Below are 16033 nucleotides of genomic sequence, written 5' to 3'. Positions count from 1 at the left end.
CCACTCCTCTAGCCTCGCGGCATCGTCTCTTCAAGATACCCGAGACCACCCGCGTCATCGTAGCCGGGGCCGCTGGACATCAGCGAGGTCGACACGACGTCGACGACGAGCGCGGTCACGTTGTCCCGTCCGCCGGCGGCCAGCGCGAGCTCCACGAGGCGGTCTGCGGCTCCCTCGAAGCCCTGCGACAGGACCTCGGCGATCCGTTCGTCGGACAGCTCACCGGTGAGCCCGTCCGAACACAGCAGGAAGCGCTGCCGCCCGGCGACGGGGAGGAGCCAGACGTCCGGGTCGATGCCGGCCTCGACGCCGATCGCCTTCGTCACGATGTTGCGGTCGGGGTGTTCGCGCGCCTCCGCCTCCGTGATGGAGCCGGCGTCGACGAGTTCCTGGACGGCCGAGTGGTCGACGGTGATCCGACGGAGTGCGCCGTCGGCCCAGGTGTAGACCCGGGAGTCCCCCACGTTGAACACCATCCAGTGGAGGTCGGTCTGCGGCGACAGCGCCACGAGCGCGAGGCCCGCGACGGTCGTGCCGATGACCCCGTTCGGCGTGGGGATGCTGCGGATGACCGCGTTGGCGGCGACGATCGTGGTCACGACCGCCTCGGTCGTCGTCGGCATACCGATCGGGATGCCGCGTTCGAGCGCCGCCGCGACCTCACGGCTCGCGACCTCGCCGCGTTCGTGCCCGCCCATGCCGTCGGCGACCACGAAGGCGGGCGCGCCGGCGTAGAACGCGTCCTCGTTCAGGCGTCGGACCAGCCCGGTGTCGGTCCGGCCCTCGCTGCGCAGGGTGTGCGTGGACCGCGCGGTCTCGATCGTCGTCATCCCGCACCGCCCAACGCGGCGGGAAGGGTCGGTACCTCGCCCGGCCAGCTTCCGTACCTCGCGTCGAGGTCGGAGCTCGAGAGCTCCACGGAATCGCCACCGGCGTACTGCTCGGAGGCGATGTCCAGCGTCGCGAGGATGGCGATCGTCGACTCGACGGTCTGCCCGGGGGCGTCGAAGGCGAATCGCACGAAGCGCCCGCGGTCGACCTCGTCCTGGGACGCGAGCTGCGCGAGGGAGTAGTCCACGAGGGCACCGGGGTCGCCGGTGAAGGCGTCGGTCGCCGAGAGCGTCGCGGTGACGTACGCCGTCGTGCCGTCCCAGGCGCGGGCGGCCGTGAAGTCGGCCCCGGGGATCTCGGCGACCGCTTCCTCGACGGCGGCCAGCGTCCGGTCCGAGGTGCGGGCCGGGGTGCGTTGCGCCGTCGGCGCTGCGGTCCCGCAGGCGGTGAGGAGCCCCAACAGGACGACCGACACGGCGCCGGATCGGACGATGGTGCTGATGCGCATGGAAGGCCTCACGGTCGGGAACGGGCTGTGGACGGGCGACCCGGTGTCGGGCCGCGGTCGATCATCTCCGCGTAGGACTGTAGTCGGTCACCTGTTGATCACCGCTGAAGAAGCCGCTCGCCGAGTCCAGGTAGGCGTCGACGCTCGGGTCTCCCGACGACGACGTCTCGTCCGCCATCATCTCGTACCGCTGCGCGTTGTGGGCACTCGCGATCCCCGGATCCTGCTGTTCCGGGTTGACGCCGCCCAGTCGCGGGGCGTCACCCTGGATCGTCGTCCAGTTGGCCGAGTCCGGGTTCCCCTGTCCGTCGAGCCGGGCGACCGGATCCTCGTTGAACTCCATCGAGAGGACCTGCACGTCGTCGGGGATGTCGAACCGTGCGATCGGCGAGCCCGCCGTGACGACGTGCGTGACGTTGTAGCCGAAGTCCGGGTCCGAGGCCAACGACCCGGCGGTGATCCCGCCGAGGCTGAAGCCCTCGAGCATCACCGGGTCCGTCGGAGGGATGCCGGCGGCGGCCATCGCGTCCTTCACCGCCTGTCCGAGCGCCGTCTGTTCACCCTGCATGGCGGCGATGTCCGAGGTGAGGTCGTTCGAGATCGCGCCACCGTGCGGATCCCAGACCTGCGTGCTCGGGATCTGCACGATCCAGCTCGGCGGCGGTCCGGCCGACTGGATCACGCGGATGTTGCTGAGCTCGTCCTCACCCTTGTCGATGTCCGCCGAACCCTGCAGGAGGTCGCCGAGGTCGGTGACGGTTCGGTCTCGAGGCACGGCGAGCGGCTGTGAGGGGTCGTCGGGATCCATGGCGAGGCCGCCCTGCCCGTCGTCGAAGAGGCCGAACCGGCCGCCACCGGTGGCGATGGCGTCGATCGCCTGCTCATAGGTGAGCGGCGGCCAGCCCTGGCCGGTGACGACCGACATGAGTCCGTTGAAGCCGGGCAACAGCCCGGGGAGGAAGGTGAGGCCGGCCAGCAGGCCTGGGGCGCCGTCCGTGAGGATGTCCTCGATCCACGCGTTGTCGCCCAACCATTCGTTGGCCGCCTGACCTGCGATCGGAGCGAGTTCCTGCAGTCTCGCGAGTGCGTCCGCATACGTCGCGGCGGTCCGGTCGATGACCTCCTGCGGTGAGTAGGCGGCGATCGAGTTGGCGGTGAACAGTCCCGCGACGCCGGCCGGCGAGAGCAGCAGCCAGGGGTTGTCGCCGATCTGGTCGAGCGTCTGCTGGGCGCCCTCGACGAGCGAGTCGACACCCTCGACGACGATGTTGACGCCTGCCACGGTGAGCATCCACGCCCCGCCCACCACCGCCACGCCCGCCGCTGCGACGAGGCCGACCGGCACCGCGAGGACGCCGATGACGAAGGCGACCCCGTTGTGGAGTGCGACGGTCGCTGCGGCGATCAGTTGGTCGGCGGTCTCGTAGGCGACGACGGCGCCCTCGAGGAAGACGGCGGAGACGCCGGTCTCGGTCGCGACGAGGAGGAGGGAACCGGAGGCGAGGACGATGGCGCCTTCCGCGGCCGCCCCCGTCACCGGGGACAGGATCGTGGACTCGAGCAGGTCGCCGTCGACCGCCTTCGCGGCGGCCGTGCCCGAACGCCCGATCAGCTCGGTCGACAACGTGGCGAGTTGCTGCGCCTGCAGCCGCATGTCGTCGAGCTTCGCGCCGACGCCGCCGGCTCCACCGGAGACCGTGATGCCGCTCATGCCCGGGCTCCCTGGATGGTCGCGGCGATCGCCAATACCTCGGCGACGATGTCCGCGCGACGGACGGCCCGGAGCGAGACCCGGGTCCCCTCGGCGACGGTGGACGGGTCCATACCCGCCGCTTCGACGTCCGGAGTGTCGACCGACACGGCGACCCAGCCGTCGGCACCACGGAGCCACGTGTCCGTCCACCGTCTCATGGGCTGCCCGCTCCGGGAGAGTGCGTCGAGCCGGAAGCCGCCGTCGATCCGCTGGGCGACGCCGCCGAGGAGCACCGCGGCCTGCGGGCTGTGGAGCTGTTCGACGACCGCGCCGACGACGTCAGGTCGGTCCTGGCGGAGCGCGAGGACGAGCGCCTCGGCGTCCGCGAGCGGGAGGACGACCACGTCGGTCGAACGACCCCGCGCGTCGGGGACGTCGTGGAGCGCGGAGAGGGGTCGCAGGAGTTGCTGCGCCAAGCCGGCGGTGTCGAAGGCGCAGATCTCGACGGCGTCCTCGTCGCGCGCGGCCGTGCCGTGCTCGGCGACGGACGCGTCCGAGTGGTCGACCCGCTGCGTCCGCAACAGCGCCAGAGCGTGCGCGCCGATCACGGAGACGGACTGGATCGCCGTCCGGTCGAGGGTCCAGCAGGAGGCGTCGACGGCCGCCGTCGCGAACTGCGGCATCGACAGGAAGGCGGCGAAATCGGGGTCGACGTCAGCGGTGAGGTCGTCCGGGAGGCTGTCGTCGCCGCGGGCGAGGAGTCGCCGCTCCCGGAGCCGCGCGACGGCTCGCTGCTCGCGCTCACGGACTTCGGCGGGCGACACGTCCGAACCCCATTCGGTGTGGAAGGCGGGTGGCAGCACGATGTGCGGGGTGCGGTGCTCCAGGACGTGGAGTTCGTCCGCGGTCAGCAGGAAGGCTGCCGCGGCGGGAGCCGGGCGGGTACGGGTCATGGGCATCAGGGGGTCCATCCTCGGCTGCGGTAGAGGTCTGCAAGGTCCAGCCAGCTGCGGTCACCGGGTGTCGGAAGCGATGGCGTGGAGGCGACGATGTCCTTGGCCTGGTGCACGAGGAAGTCCGGGACCTCCTGGCCGAAGAACTCGAACACCTTCGCGGCGCCGTCCTTGACGGTCTCGACCGCGCCGGAGACGAGGTTCACCGCGTCGTTCCAGCGGTCGCCCACCCAACGCGCGGCATCTTCGATGAGCTGCTTCACGTGTTCGACGGCGGTCGCGTGCGCGTCGAGCTTGTCGGCCGCGTCGTCGAGCTGCGTCGCCGAGTTCTCGAGCGAGACCGCCCGGGTGCCGAGCTGCTCGATGAAGGTCTCCGCCGCGGTGGAGGTCCACGCGAGCTCGGCGGCTGAGCGGAGGTCCCCGGCGCGGCTACGGACCTCGGTCGCGAGGGTTCGTAGCTCCGTCGCGCGGAGGCGGATCTGTTGGGTGTCGCCGTACACTGCTCGCTCCTCGTCGCGTGGTGCTGCGTCGCTGTCGCCGTGGGTCGCCTTCGCCGGAAAACCCGCGCGCCCTCACCGACACCTGGTCGGGAGGGCGCGCAGAGCGAAGCCGACGGTGGTGACTACTGGCCGGCGCCGGCAGCGAGGGCTGCGTCGGTCTGCTCGAGCGTGGTCACGGCGTTGTTGAGGTAGCCCGACAGCTTGTCGAGGTGCTGGATCGTGACCGTCGCGCTCTGCGTGAAGGCCGTGTAGGTCTCGTTGAAGGTGCCGGACGCGGTGTCGGTCTGGAACCCGGAGGACACGAGGTTGTTGATGAGGGTCTGGAGGCGGTTGAGCGTGGTCTCGACCTCGCCCTTACCCGTCGTCAGGTTGACGGCGGCCTGCTTGATCTCGCTGTAGTTGACGTTGATGTTGGCCATGAGTCTTGCTCCTTCGTTGTGGTCACCGGCACCGTCGGTGCCTTCATCATGTAACCACAACGCCTCGCGGGAGCACATGGGGAGCACTCCCCATGCAGTCCCCATCCGGGGACGACGCCGCTCAGGAGACGGGGAACTCGGGCGCGATCGGCAGCTGCACGCGCGACAGCGCACCGCGGTTCGCGTACATTCCGCGCCCCTGCGGGAAGTCCTTGCGTGCGAGCCGGGGGAAGGTCGTCCGGAGGACGAGGTCGCCCTCCATCTGCTCCGGCTGCAACAGGATGCCCCGCCTGGCGCTCTTGATCTCGCCCATGAGCGGCCAGGACGACGACCAGCCCGACACCTCGTTCTCGGCGATCACGAGATGGTCGCTGCGCTTGATGGCCTTGATGAGCTCCACGAGCGGTGGGTCGGCGATGCCGTTGAGGTAGTCCGACAGCGTCTCGATGACGACGACCGTCCGGCCGGTCACCGTCTCGGCCGCGATCGCCGCGGACAGCGCCTTCGCCTGCTCGGCGATCGTCTCGGGGGTGACGGCCGACTCGTCGAAGCGCAGCTCCCGCAGCAGCTCCGAGCGCTTGGAGCCGAAGTAGACGAAGCGCGTCACCGGATCGAAGCGTCGCATGGCGCCGACCAGGGATGCGACGGCGTTCGTCCGACCGCTGCCGGGAGGGCCGCCGACGAGGAACGCGCCGGACGGGTCGAACCCGATCGGTGCGAGGTCGGCGTCTCCGATGCCGAGTACGGGGCGGTCGCCGACCCGCTCGGGCAGTTCGCGCGCCTCGATCTCCTTCGGCAGTGCGCCGATCGGCGGGGCCGTGATCGTGGCTCCCGCGCGGGACATGGCCTCCGCGAGCCGGACCGTCGCGACCGACTGGTCCGAGAGCACCGGAGAACCGCCGAGGATCGCGACCTGGACCTCGAGACCGTCGACGATCGCCCGGCCGGCGGGCGACTCGGGGCCGAGGATGTCCTTCGGCACGCCGAGGAGCTGGTAGCCGGTCTCGTCCGCGAGGCGCAGCACCACGCGCCGCTGCACACCGGAGCTGATGTTCGTCGGGACGGAGCCCGGGCGGTCGGCCGAGAACGCGATGTTCACGCCGAGCTGCCGACCGTCGGTGATGAGCTGCTGGAACAGCGTGTACCAGGAGGACAGGCCGAGCGTCGTCTCGTACTCCTGCCGGAAGGACTGGAAGCCGTCGACGAGCAACAGGATGCGGCGCTCGTCGTTGCGACCCGAGACGCGGCGGTAGTCGGTGATGGAGGACGCGTTCGCCTCGGCGTACCGGACGCTGCGCTCGTCGACGATCTCCTTGATCCGGCGGAGCAGTCGGATGACGCGCTCCTGGTCGTCGCCGGGGATGATCGAGCCGACGTGCGGTAAGGCCTCCAGCATGCGGAGGCTGCCCGCGCCGAAGTCGAGGCCGTACACCTCGACCGGACCGCCACGCGGCGTGATGCCCGCCGCCGTGGCGAGGGTCCGCAGGACGGTGCTCTTGCCCGAGCCGCCCGTGCCGAACACGGCGATGTGGCCGTCGACGTCCGGCCGGAAGTAGACCGGACGCTGCTCCTGCGAGTCCGGGAGGTCGGCGACACCGATGAGCAGTTCGGCGTCGGACCGCTGACGGAGCTTACTGAGGTCGTAGACGGGCGCGAGCTCGTCGAGCCAGGGGCGTCGCGGCGCCGGGATCGACGCCCGGTCGGCTGCGGCGATGATGCTCGCGACGAGCCGCTGCTGGTCGGTGGGGCCGAGGTCGCGCTCCTCCTCGGCGTCGGCCGCGCGGGGCTCCTCCCAGCGCGTCTCGCCGCCGAACCGCAGCTCCCGGACCTCGATGTCGGAACGTTTGGGCTCGTCGCTCGTCCAGCCGCCCGCATAGCCGGACTGGAAGATGCTCAGGCGACCGGGACCGGTCTTCGCGATGCCGCGGCCGGGGACGCCCGGGTCGAAGTGCGCCGCGTCCTTGACGCCGACCACGTCCTGGCTGTCGGACTCGTCGGCCATGCGCAGCGCGACGCGGAGGTTGGTGTTCGCGCGCAGGTTGTCCTTGATGACGCCGGCAGGCCGCTGGGTCGCCATGATGAGGTGGATCCCGAGCGAGCGACCGCGCTGGGCGATGTCGACGACGCCGTCGACGAACTCCGGGACCTCGCCGACGAGCGCCGCGAACTCGTCGATGACGAGGACGAGGGCGGGCGGCGAGTCCGGGTCGCCCCGCTTCTCGAGCTCGAGGAGGTCCTTGGCCTTCTTCCGGTTGAGCAGGTGCTCGCGGAAGTGCAGCTCGGCGCGGAGGCTCGTGAGCGCCCGGCGGACGAGGTGCGGGCTGAGGTCGGTGACGAGTCCGACGCAGTGCGGGAGCGTCACGCAGTCCGCGAAGGCCGAACCGCCCTTGTAGTCGACGAAGAGGAACGAGACGCGGTCGGGGCTGTACTCGGCCGCCATCCCGAGCACCCAGGCCTGCAGGAACTCGCTCTTACCGGCACCCGTCGTCCCGCCGACGAGGGCATGGGGGCCCTGGGCACGGAGGTCGAGGTGCATGGCGTCGACACCGCCCGATCCGACGGTCGCGCGCAGCTGGCCGGCCCGGCGGGGCTTCGGCGGGAGCCCCGGCGTGCGGTCGTGGATCGAGGAGTTCTGCCGCCAGCGGTCGACCACGGCGTCGCTCGAGGTCGTGAGCTCCGGCCCGAGCAGCGTCACCATCGACACCGACCGCGGCAGGTCGCTCGAGTCCTCGACGAGGGCACCGGCGTCGATCACCGAGGCCATGCGTCGCGCGTAGTCGAGGGCCGTCACCGGGTCGACGAACTCCGGGCGGGCGTCGTCGACGGAGTAGCCGAGGCGGACCATGCCGACCGTCGCCGGTGCGTCGACGCCGGCCCCGGCCTCCGGCACCTGCAGGAAGGTGCGGCAGGCTGCGGGGAGTGAGACGACGTCGTCGGCGATCCAGATCGGGAAGACACCCGCGTCCGCCGCGATCTCGGCGAGCTGGACGAGGCGTGCGCGGTCGACGCCGACGTCGTCGGAGATGAGCAGGACGATCGCGGGGATCGGGGACTTCGTGCCGGTGTCGTTGGAGCTCTTGGTCCCGATCTCCGCGCCGCGCTCCTGGGCCGCCTGCTTCTCGGAGATGGCTCCGCGTCGGGCGTCGCCTGCCCGGGCCGCCTGCAGGCGGGTCTGGACGAGTTCCTCGATCGCGGCCAGCAGCAGGTTGCCGCTCGACACGCTGTCGGCGAGGTGACCGACGTCGAGCGGGCTGTTCGGCGAGGACGCGTGCGGGAGCCACTTGACCCACGAGAGGGCGTTCGACCACGCGGGCGAGACGATTGCCGAGACGACGACCTCGGCCGGCGAGTGGAGGGCGGTGAGCTGGACGAGGATGCCGTTCACGGCTCCACCGGCGGTCTGCGGTGAACCGGCGATGCCGAGCGCGCCGGCGTCGTAGAGGTTGTCGATGATCGGCACGTCGGCGACGGTGGCGTACTGGTCTTTGAGCTTCTCGAGTCGTTCCTGGAACTCCGGCAGGAAGCTGTCGCGGGCCTTCGCCGAGACCTCGTTGCGCGAGGGCATCGTGCCGACGCCGAGCCGGAGGTTCAGGAAGGACCAGTGCTCGGGGCGCCTGGTCCACAGCAGCGGCCCCCGCGTGAGCGCGTGCTTGAGCGCCTCCGAGGTGGACGGCGCCTCGCGCATGCGGACGTCGTGCTCGATCTCGCGTTCCGCCGCGAGCTGCTTGCCGAGGGACTCGAGCCGCTCGTCGAAGATCTTGATCTGCTGCTTGAGCTTGCGCTTGTTGCGCCCGCGACCGGTGAAGTAGTTGCCGATGAGCATGAGCGGCGTCATGGCGATGAAGATGAGCGACAGCGGGTTCTTCGTGAAGAAGTACATCGCGCCACCGAGGAGCATGGGCGTGAGCATGCCGAGGAGTGGGAACGGCTGGTTCTCGCGCTCGGTCGGCGGCTCGGGGGCGGGGAAGGTCTCCCCCGCGTAGCGCTGTTCGACGCGCGGCGAGCGGTTGAAGTACACCGGCCCGGCCTTCGGGACGACACCCGCACGGCCGACGGTCCCGGCGAACCCGATCTCGACCTCGGTGTCGCCGATGAGCACGCGCTCGGGTTCGATGACCTTGAGTCGAGGCACGATGCCACCGTCGACGACGATGCCGTTGGCGGCGCCGAGGTCGACGAGTTCGATCTCGCCGCCGACCTCGAGGCGTGCGTGACGCTTCGAGACGAGCGGGTCGTCGAGGACGATGTCGCAGCTCGCCTCACGTCCGATGGTCCAGCTGCCGGCCGGCAGGGTGAACTCACGGCCCGCGTCGTCGCCGGAGAGGACCCTGACCACGGCGACCGCGGGAGCCTGGCCCGTGCGCGCCGCGGAGTAGTAGACCCCCGCGTCGGCGAGCTCGATGACGGCACCCGAACCGACCCAGGCCTCGCCGATGGGGGCCTCCGGCGGGAGTGGGAGGGTCTCGGTCGACCCCGGCAAGCGCGCGTGCAGCGTGAAGTCGGCGTTCGCGGAATCGGGCCCCTGCGGGTCGACGCGCGCGATGGTCGACGCGACCTCGGCGATGCTCGCCGCCGCGTCCGTCGTCACGACGATGTCGGCGGACGACCCCGACGGCCTGGTCAACGTCAGCTTGATGCGCATGCAGGATCCCCTTGGAAGTGCGGGCCGCTCGACGCGACCTCGATCAGCCTAGCGACGACGGAGCGAGCCAGGATCCGGAGTGCGCCGTGTCCGACGTCCGACCAGATCAGTCGGTCTGTGGGCGGACGATCTGATCGACATCCGTCACAGAAGACTCCTTCGGGGCCGGATCGAACAGCCCGACGGCGGGATCAGCAGTCGCGCAGTCGAGGTTCGGCAAGCCGACGATGGCGTCGAGGACGGTCCGGCCGTCCTCGGTGCGCTCGAGGCGGTACTCCGCTCCGGCCGTGTCGAAGGATTCCGGAGGAGTGCCCTGGGGCGACGACCAGTCGAGCGCGACGCATGCCTGGACGCTCGCACTTCGACCGTCCGCCGACACCTCGACGCTCTGTGGTTCCAGCGGCTGCGGTCCGGGGTGCACGTCGGTCCGCTCTCCGGCCTCGACACGATCCCGCGCGCCGCGCCAGGCGGCCGACCGCACCTCGTACGTCGTGGATTCGACCAGCTCCGGCAATTCGAAGTCGTTGCGGTTCTGTGCCACAGCGAGGGCGGTCAGCGCCGACCGAGCCGCTTGAACCCAAGCATCCTGTTCGAATTCGCCCGAAGGCTCTCCGTCAGCCCAGACGACATCCGGGAACGGTTGTCCGGACGTCGATGGCGCGGTCGGTGTGCACCCGGTCAGCGCGATGAGGATGGCGGTGAGTCCTCCGACAGCAGTCAGGCGCAATCGAATCGTCACTCCGGATCCTCCGGTCTGCCGGCCCCGCGATAGGCGTCGCTGTAGCGGCTGGCGAAGCCGTCGATCTTGAACCCGCCGTCCTGCGAATCGAGCGCCGCATTGATCTTCGTCTCGTTCTCCTGGAACCAGTCCTCGAGCGCCTCCGTATCGAGTCCGGACGGGTCGGGCACGCCTTCCGGGCGCTGTGATTCCCACACGATCTGAGCGACCATGATCCGGATCGCCTGCCGGTTGTCGGCCGCCTCCCCACCGAGTTCCTCGGCCAGGGTCGCGTGGTTGTTCGCGAACGCGGCGACGTCATGTGCCTCGGCGGCACCGATCAGTTGTCCGAGCACATAGCCCTGTGCGATGTCCGCGGCACCGCCGAGTCCAGGCACGGGGATGAGACCGATGGCGTCGGAGAGCATCCCGAGTGCCGCCTCGATGGCCTCGTCCTGGCGGGTGGCCTCGCCGAGTGCAGCGCCGTCCGCCGCGCCGTCGAGCAAGCCTTGGAGGACGACGACACGCTGCGTGAGGCCGGGCACGGACGCGTTCTCCGCCGAAGCGGCCTCCGTGAGAGCGACCTGGTAGCTCGACACCACGTCCCGCAGCGCCTCCGCACCGGCGGGGTGGTCACCGACCGCTCCGAAGATTTCGGCGAGGACCGACTTCGAGACGCGGGCGTACTCTCTCGGATCTCCCGTGCCGAACACTTGCGACACCAGCGTCGAGCCGCCGTCATCGCCCTCCGCGTTCAGCGGATCCTCGACGAAGCCCGGGATCTGCGGTGTCAGGGCGGCGACCATCTTGATCGACGCGATCTCGCTGATGTTCTCAGTGAGGAACTGGTCGTTGCCGGCCAGCGCGTTCATCACGTCGTGAGTCAACGTCGCGGCACGCCCCCACACTTCCGGGGAGTAAGCACCACTCCCGTCCGCCGGCCCACCGGTGGCGTTCTGGGCGCCTGCCCAGAGGCCGGCCGGGCCCTCGAACTGGTCATACGTCGACCAGTCGCGCTCGCCGTACCAGTAATCGACCCGGTTCTCACCGAGCGTCCCTTCACCCGTGACGCCGTCCGCCTCAGTGCTCGTCAGCCAGTCGAGCGCCTCGTCCGGGTATTGACCCAGCGTGTCGAGCACACGGCCGGCGAGGTCGACGACCCGGAGACCGGAGAGACCGGTCTGCTCCTCCTCGAGCAACGCGAGCGTCGTGCCACCCGGCATGGGCGAGCCGTCCTGCCAAATGTGGTAGTTCCCGCGCTCCTCCTGATCGATCATGTCGGCGAGCGCGAGCGTGGTGGTGACACCGATCGGGGCGTTCGTCGGGTCGCCGAACAGGAAGCCGATCGCCGCGGGGTCACCGCCGACGGTCGTGCTGGCGTTCGCCATCATCTCTTCGGCGAAGGTCTGACCGGTCAGGGGCGACCAGCGTTCCGAGCCGACCGACAGGCCGCCACGCACGCTCTGCGCCAACGCGAGAGCTGCGGCGGCCGGGATGCTGCCGTCGAACGCGCCACGGCCCAGCTCGTCGACCAGGCTCACGACGTTCTCGCCACCCATGGCGAGGTTCATCTGCGCCATCACCTGCGGGTTCTTGCCGTACAGGTCGTAGAGCGTCTGCAGATTCGAGACGTCCGCCTCGGAATAGTCGCCGGAGGCGATCTGGTTCCCGAGCTCGGCCATCGCCTGTGCCACTGCGGTCGGCGTCAGCGAGCCGGAGTCGGTGATGCCGATGGCGGCGAGTGCCTGACGCTGTGCCTCCCAGGCGGTCGCGTTCGGTGGGGTCAATGCGAGCACCAGAGTGCTGTCAGCCAGGGTGCGCTCATCGGCCAACCCCTCGAGCGCGTTGCGGGCCAGCGTGAGGTCGCCCATCGCCGCCTGCTCCTGCAGCTGGCGGTGCTGCGCCTGCTCCGGCGTCGGGCCACCTGCGGGGTCCGCGTATTGGCGGTTGATGACCTGGTTCGACTCGAACATGGTCTGCTTCACCGACGTCGCACGTGTGGCGATTCCGGATACGGTCTCGGAGTACGCGCCGATGGCCGTTCGAGCTGCGCTCAGGGCGGTGGTGACCGCATCGATCGTCGCGGCCGGGGTGTCGAGCGAAGCGATCCACATGGTCGAAGCATCCCCGCCCCACACGTCGGGCGTCACACCCGCCTGCGCGTTGGTCGCGGCCGTCCGAGCCTCGCCGAGGGCCGTCTCCACGGTCTGCAGGCCAGTCGCGGCCGTTCCGAGCGATCCGGCGTCGAAGAGTCCCGGATCCTCCCTCGTCCAGTTCCCCATCAGTTGGCTCCTTCTGCCATCAGTGCCTCGGTCTCCTGCCACGTGGCCGCGGCGTCCCTGGCGACCTGCGCGGCGTTCGTGATCTGACCCGACGCGAGCATCGTCTGCACGGTCGCCCACATGGCGAAACTCTCGGCGGCGCCTGAGACGGTCGAGCTGGAGCTTCCACTCAGGTCGACGGCCACCTCGGTCGGGAGGGCGTAACCGCTCGTCTCCAGTCCGGACGCGATCGTCCGAATGGTGTCGACGTCGACTCTGAGCTGATCCCCGGCCATAGTTCCCCTTGGGTCGTCACGGAACCGGCGACCGTCTGAGAGTCACCGACAGCGGGTTTCGCCCCGCCGGCCACCAGCGTAACCGAGAGCACGGGACGCGACGATGGGGAGCACTCCCCATGCCCGACGGCGTTCTCAGCCGACGACGACGCGGATCGGGAACTCGCCGATCCCGATCGTCGAACCAGCTTCCGCGACGTAGGCCTCGCCTGGCTGGCAGACGGTGACCGCGCCGGACGCGTCCGTGATCGTCGTGCCGTTCGTGGAGTGCAGGTCCGTCACGCGGAGCGACCGTCGTCCGGGTACGACGACCGTGTGCGTCTTCGAGACGGACATCCGTGGGTCGACGAGTGAGCGAAGCTCGGCGTCGGGCTGTTCCGGCCGTGCCGAGGGGTTGCGTCCGAGCAGGAGCGGCCCGCGGAGCGGGATGCGCTCGCCGTCGGGCAGCTCGAGCGCGAAGTCCCCGGCTCGCAGCGACGCCGAGACGACGGTGGCACCGAGATCTGCTTCCGGCGTCGGGATCACGGCGTCCGCCACCGGCCGCGCCGGCGCCGGCGCGTTCGGCTCCGGCGCACCCGGGGATGCCGGTGCACCGGCGAACAGTCCCGGGGGAACGGTGATCTGCAGCTCCGGAGGGACCGAGGACGTCGATGCGGCCGGGGCGCGTGTCTGAGCGGGTGCGACCGGCGGCTCGCGGAACTGCGGCTCGGCAGCAGGTGGCTCGACGACGACCGGCGTCGGTTCAGGCGCGGAGCCCGCGGGAGCCCACGTCGGTTCGGGAGCCGGAGCTGCGGGAGCCGGGGCCCCAGGGACCGAAGTCTCGGGAACGGCACGCTCGGGAGCCGGCACCTGAGCAGCCGGAGCCTCGAAGACCGGAACCGGCTCGGCGGACGTCGGGGTCGAGACGGCAGGGGATGGTGTCGGCGCATCGGCGGTCATCGGACCCCATCCCGGGGAGACCGGTCCGTCCGTGACGGGGACGTATGTGGGCGCACCTGCAGGAGACGCTTCTGCGCTCGTCGGCGCCGCTGCGGGACGCGGAGCGAGGACGGTCCGAGCGCCGTGCACGCGCAGGGTGGCAGAGGCGCCGGGGTCGGACTCGGTCGCCAGCTCGGCGAGCGCACGCAGGAAGGTCAGGAACGGCTCCTGTCCGAGCAACGAGCGCTGACGCCGGCGCTTCTGGACGCCGTGCTGCATGATGAACGTCGCGGCGGCCGTTCCCCGTGCGGACGGGGCGGTCGTGATCGCGAAGGCGAGCAGTGGAGCCGGATCGTCGACCGAGACGACCCGCAGGCGGATGTCCGCGCTCGTCCCACCGTCGATCGCGACGTAGTGCCTGGTCTGCTGCGCATCCTCACCGGAGGCGGCGACCGCACGTTGGACGAGCGCGACGACGTCGTCGGCGGTCCCCGCGAGGTCGAGATCCAGACCGGTGTCGGTCAGGTCGGGTGATCTCATCGGTGGTTCCTCCCCAAGCGCCGTCGGCCGACGACGGCAACGGATCGATTATCGCCTACGCCGTCGCCCTCGTGGGGAGGGACGAGAGGCGCACCTCGCGCGAACCGGGGCGGACGTCGCATCGGCTCACTGTGCGTCGTGCTCCCACGGCCAGCGCGGGGTCGGACGTCGGCCGGTCGACGACGTCGCGACGGCGGCGGCAGCGAGGACGATGACGACCGCCAGCACCCCGACGGTGACCGAGAACGGCCCGGTCAGTGTCGTCACGGCGAAGGCGGCGGCGTCCGCTCCGTCCCGGCTCGCGATCGCGTCGAACACGCCGCCGCTCAGGCCGTACGCGAGCCAGGCGAGGAGCCCCGCGAGGACCGCGGAGCCGACCGAGACGCGCAGCGGTGTGCGGCGCGTCTCACGGATGATCGCCCAGAGGACCACGATCGTGGCGACCACGACCATGAGCGGACCGGTCAGCGGGCCGGCATCCCGGTCGGTCACGACGTCGAGGTCCGCCAGCAGGCTGATGAACCCGAACGCGCAGACGACGAGCGCCACGTAGGTGACCGCCGCGAACGGGGCGATCCACCAGGGACCGCGCGCTCCGTCCGCGTCACCGGTCATGCTCAGCGGGCGGTCGTCGGTCCGGCTTCGAGGACGCGCTCGTACTCGGCGCGGGCCTCGAGGTTCGCCTCGCGCACCTTGCGGCCGCGGGCGGCGATCCAGCCACCGAGCCAGACGGGGATCTCGCGGGCGACGACGAAGGCGAGGACCGGCCCGAAGGTGAAGGCGACACCCGTGACTTCGGCGAGGATCTCGTCGACGCTGAGGGTCCACGCGCGCTCCTGGATCAGGAACCCGCCGACCCACGCGAGGAAGACGACCAGGCCGATGATGAAGCCGCCGAGCACCCAGTGCACCCAGCCGGAACGGTTCACGATGGTCGCCGTGACGACCCAGGCCAGGAAGAAGCCTGCGGCGGCCATGAGGAACGGCCAGCTCGTGGCGATCTGGATGAGGTTCTCGACGAACGTGCCGTCGCCTTCCAGCACCAGCTGAAGGCCCGCGACGGCTGCTGCGTAGAGGGCGGCGAAGATGATGGTGCCGAGGAGACCGATGAGGATGCCGAAGCCGCGGTTGCCGCGGACCTCCGGCTCGGACGGCGCCTGGACGTACAGCGGGAAGGCCTGCTGCTGCTCGGTCTCCGCTGCGGTGGCGGTCTCGGTCGCGCCGGAGCGGGCGACCGGCTCGTATGCGGCGGCGGGGTACGGGTGGGCACCGGTGTCGGCCTGTCGGGTGGTCGCCGTCGACGTCGGGGTACCGGAGGTGTCGTCGTCGTCGAAGTCGATGTTCGAGTACGCGCGCTGCGGCGTGTGCGGCTGGTACGGGCGGGTCTCCCGCACGCCGGCATCCGACGCCGTGTCGTCGCGGTCGGCGACCCGACGGTCGTCGACGACCGGGTCCGCTCCGACGCCGTCCGCCGTGGTGATGATGTCCTGCTGCACGGTGTCCTCGGAGAGGATGTCCCGCTCAGCTCCGGGCCGCTCGGCCACGGACTGCTCGGACGCGGTCGCCGGACGCTCGGAGCCAGCCGCGGTCTGGGCAGCCGCCGGAGTGCTCGGGTCGGTCGGCGATCCGGGCTCGGGGTTCTGGGTGCTCATCGCGTACTCCTTCGGCGGAAGCCAGTTCAGGAGCGCCCTCACGGCGCTCCGCTCGCCACGGTAGCAAGCCGGGGCACCGATGCCCGGCAAGCTCGCCGGGAC

Annotated in this window: 12 protein-coding genes and 1 pseudogene; all 13 read right to left on the bottom strand. The window is 70.6% G+C overall.

The genetic code is table 11. From position 1 onward, the window contains the following. Positions 1-8: 8 nt before the first annotated feature. Complete coding sequence (locus tag IFR14_RS06500; protein WP_137242168.1) at positions 9-830, bottom strand: PP2C family protein-serine/threonine phosphatase; 822 nt, start codon at positions 828-830, stop codon at positions 9-11. Further along, a complete protein-coding gene (locus tag IFR14_RS06495) occupies positions 827-1339 on the bottom strand; it encodes a hypothetical protein (RefSeq protein ID WP_191940619.1) in 513 nt (170 codons plus the stop codon). The genes IFR14_RS06500 and IFR14_RS06495 overlap by 4 nt, the downstream gene beginning before the upstream one ends. Positions 1340-1400: 61 nt before the next feature. Next, positions 1401-3050, bottom strand: a complete 1650-nt coding sequence (locus IFR14_RS06490) for a hypothetical protein (protein ID WP_191940618.1) — start codon at positions 3048-3050, stop codon at positions 1401-1403. Next, the gene (locus IFR14_RS06485) at positions 3047-3991 is read right to left on the bottom strand and encodes a hypothetical protein (RefSeq protein WP_191940617.1); all 945 of its coding nucleotides are present in this window, start codon (positions 3989-3991) and stop codon (positions 3047-3049) included. Before IFR14_RS06485 ends, IFR14_RS06490 begins: the two co-directional genes overlap by 4 nt. Further along, positions 3991-4488: pseudogene (locus tag IFR14_RS06480) on the bottom strand (hypothetical protein); the annotation flags it as partial. The gene IFR14_RS06485 and the pseudogene IFR14_RS06480, both read right to left, overlap by 1 nt. A gap of 119 nt (positions 4489-4607) precedes the next feature. Further along, a complete protein-coding gene (locus tag IFR14_RS06475) occupies positions 4608-4904 on the bottom strand; it encodes a WXG100 family type VII secretion target (RefSeq protein WP_056008215.1) in 297 nt (98 codons plus the stop codon). Between the two features lie 121 nt (positions 4905-5025). Then, on the bottom strand, positions 5026-9546 hold the full coding sequence (locus tag IFR14_RS06470) for an FtsK/SpoIIIE domain-containing protein (protein ID WP_191940616.1): 4521 nt from the start codon (positions 9544-9546) through the stop codon (positions 5026-5028). Between the two features lie 106 nt (positions 9547-9652). Continuing rightward, positions 9653-10087 carry a hypothetical protein gene (locus tag IFR14_RS06465; RefSeq protein ID WP_137242174.1) on the bottom strand — a complete coding sequence of 145 codons (435 nt, stop codon included), beginning with the start codon at positions 10085-10087 and terminating at the stop codon, positions 9653-9655. Between the two features lie 194 nt (positions 10088-10281). Then, positions 10282-12546 (bottom strand): hypothetical protein, encoded by a 2265-nt coding sequence (locus IFR14_RS06460; protein ID WP_191940615.1) that lies wholly within the window; start codon positions 12544-12546, stop codon positions 10282-10284. Continuing rightward, on the bottom strand, positions 12546-12821 hold the full coding sequence (locus tag IFR14_RS06455) for a hypothetical protein (RefSeq protein WP_191940614.1): 276 nt from the start codon (positions 12819-12821) through the stop codon (positions 12546-12548). The genes IFR14_RS06460 and IFR14_RS06455 overlap by 1 nt, the downstream gene beginning before the upstream one ends. A gap of 135 nt (positions 12822-12956) precedes the next feature. Then, on the bottom strand, positions 12957-14279 hold the full coding sequence (locus tag IFR14_RS06450; protein WP_191940613.1) for an FHA domain-containing protein: 1323 nt from the start codon (positions 14277-14279) through the stop codon (positions 12957-12959). Positions 14280-14405: 126 nt separating this feature from the next. Next, on the bottom strand, positions 14406-14894 hold the full coding sequence (locus IFR14_RS06445; RefSeq protein WP_191940612.1) for a DUF6121 family protein: 489 nt from the start codon (positions 14892-14894) through the stop codon (positions 14406-14408). Positions 14895-14896: 2 nt separating this feature from the next. Continuing rightward, complete coding sequence (locus tag IFR14_RS06440; RefSeq protein WP_191940611.1) at positions 14897-15931, bottom strand: hypothetical protein; 1035 nt, start codon at positions 15929-15931, stop codon at positions 14897-14899. Positions 15932-16033: the final 102 nt, after the last annotated feature.

Source organism: Plantibacter sp. CFBP 8775, assembly GCF_014839505.1.
In the GTDB taxonomy this organism is placed as follows: Bacteria; Actinomycetota; Actinomycetes; order Actinomycetales; family Microbacteriaceae; genus Plantibacter; species Plantibacter auratus.
Note: the sequence above shows the minus strand (reverse complement) of the source record. Positions and strands in the feature narration are given on the sequence as shown.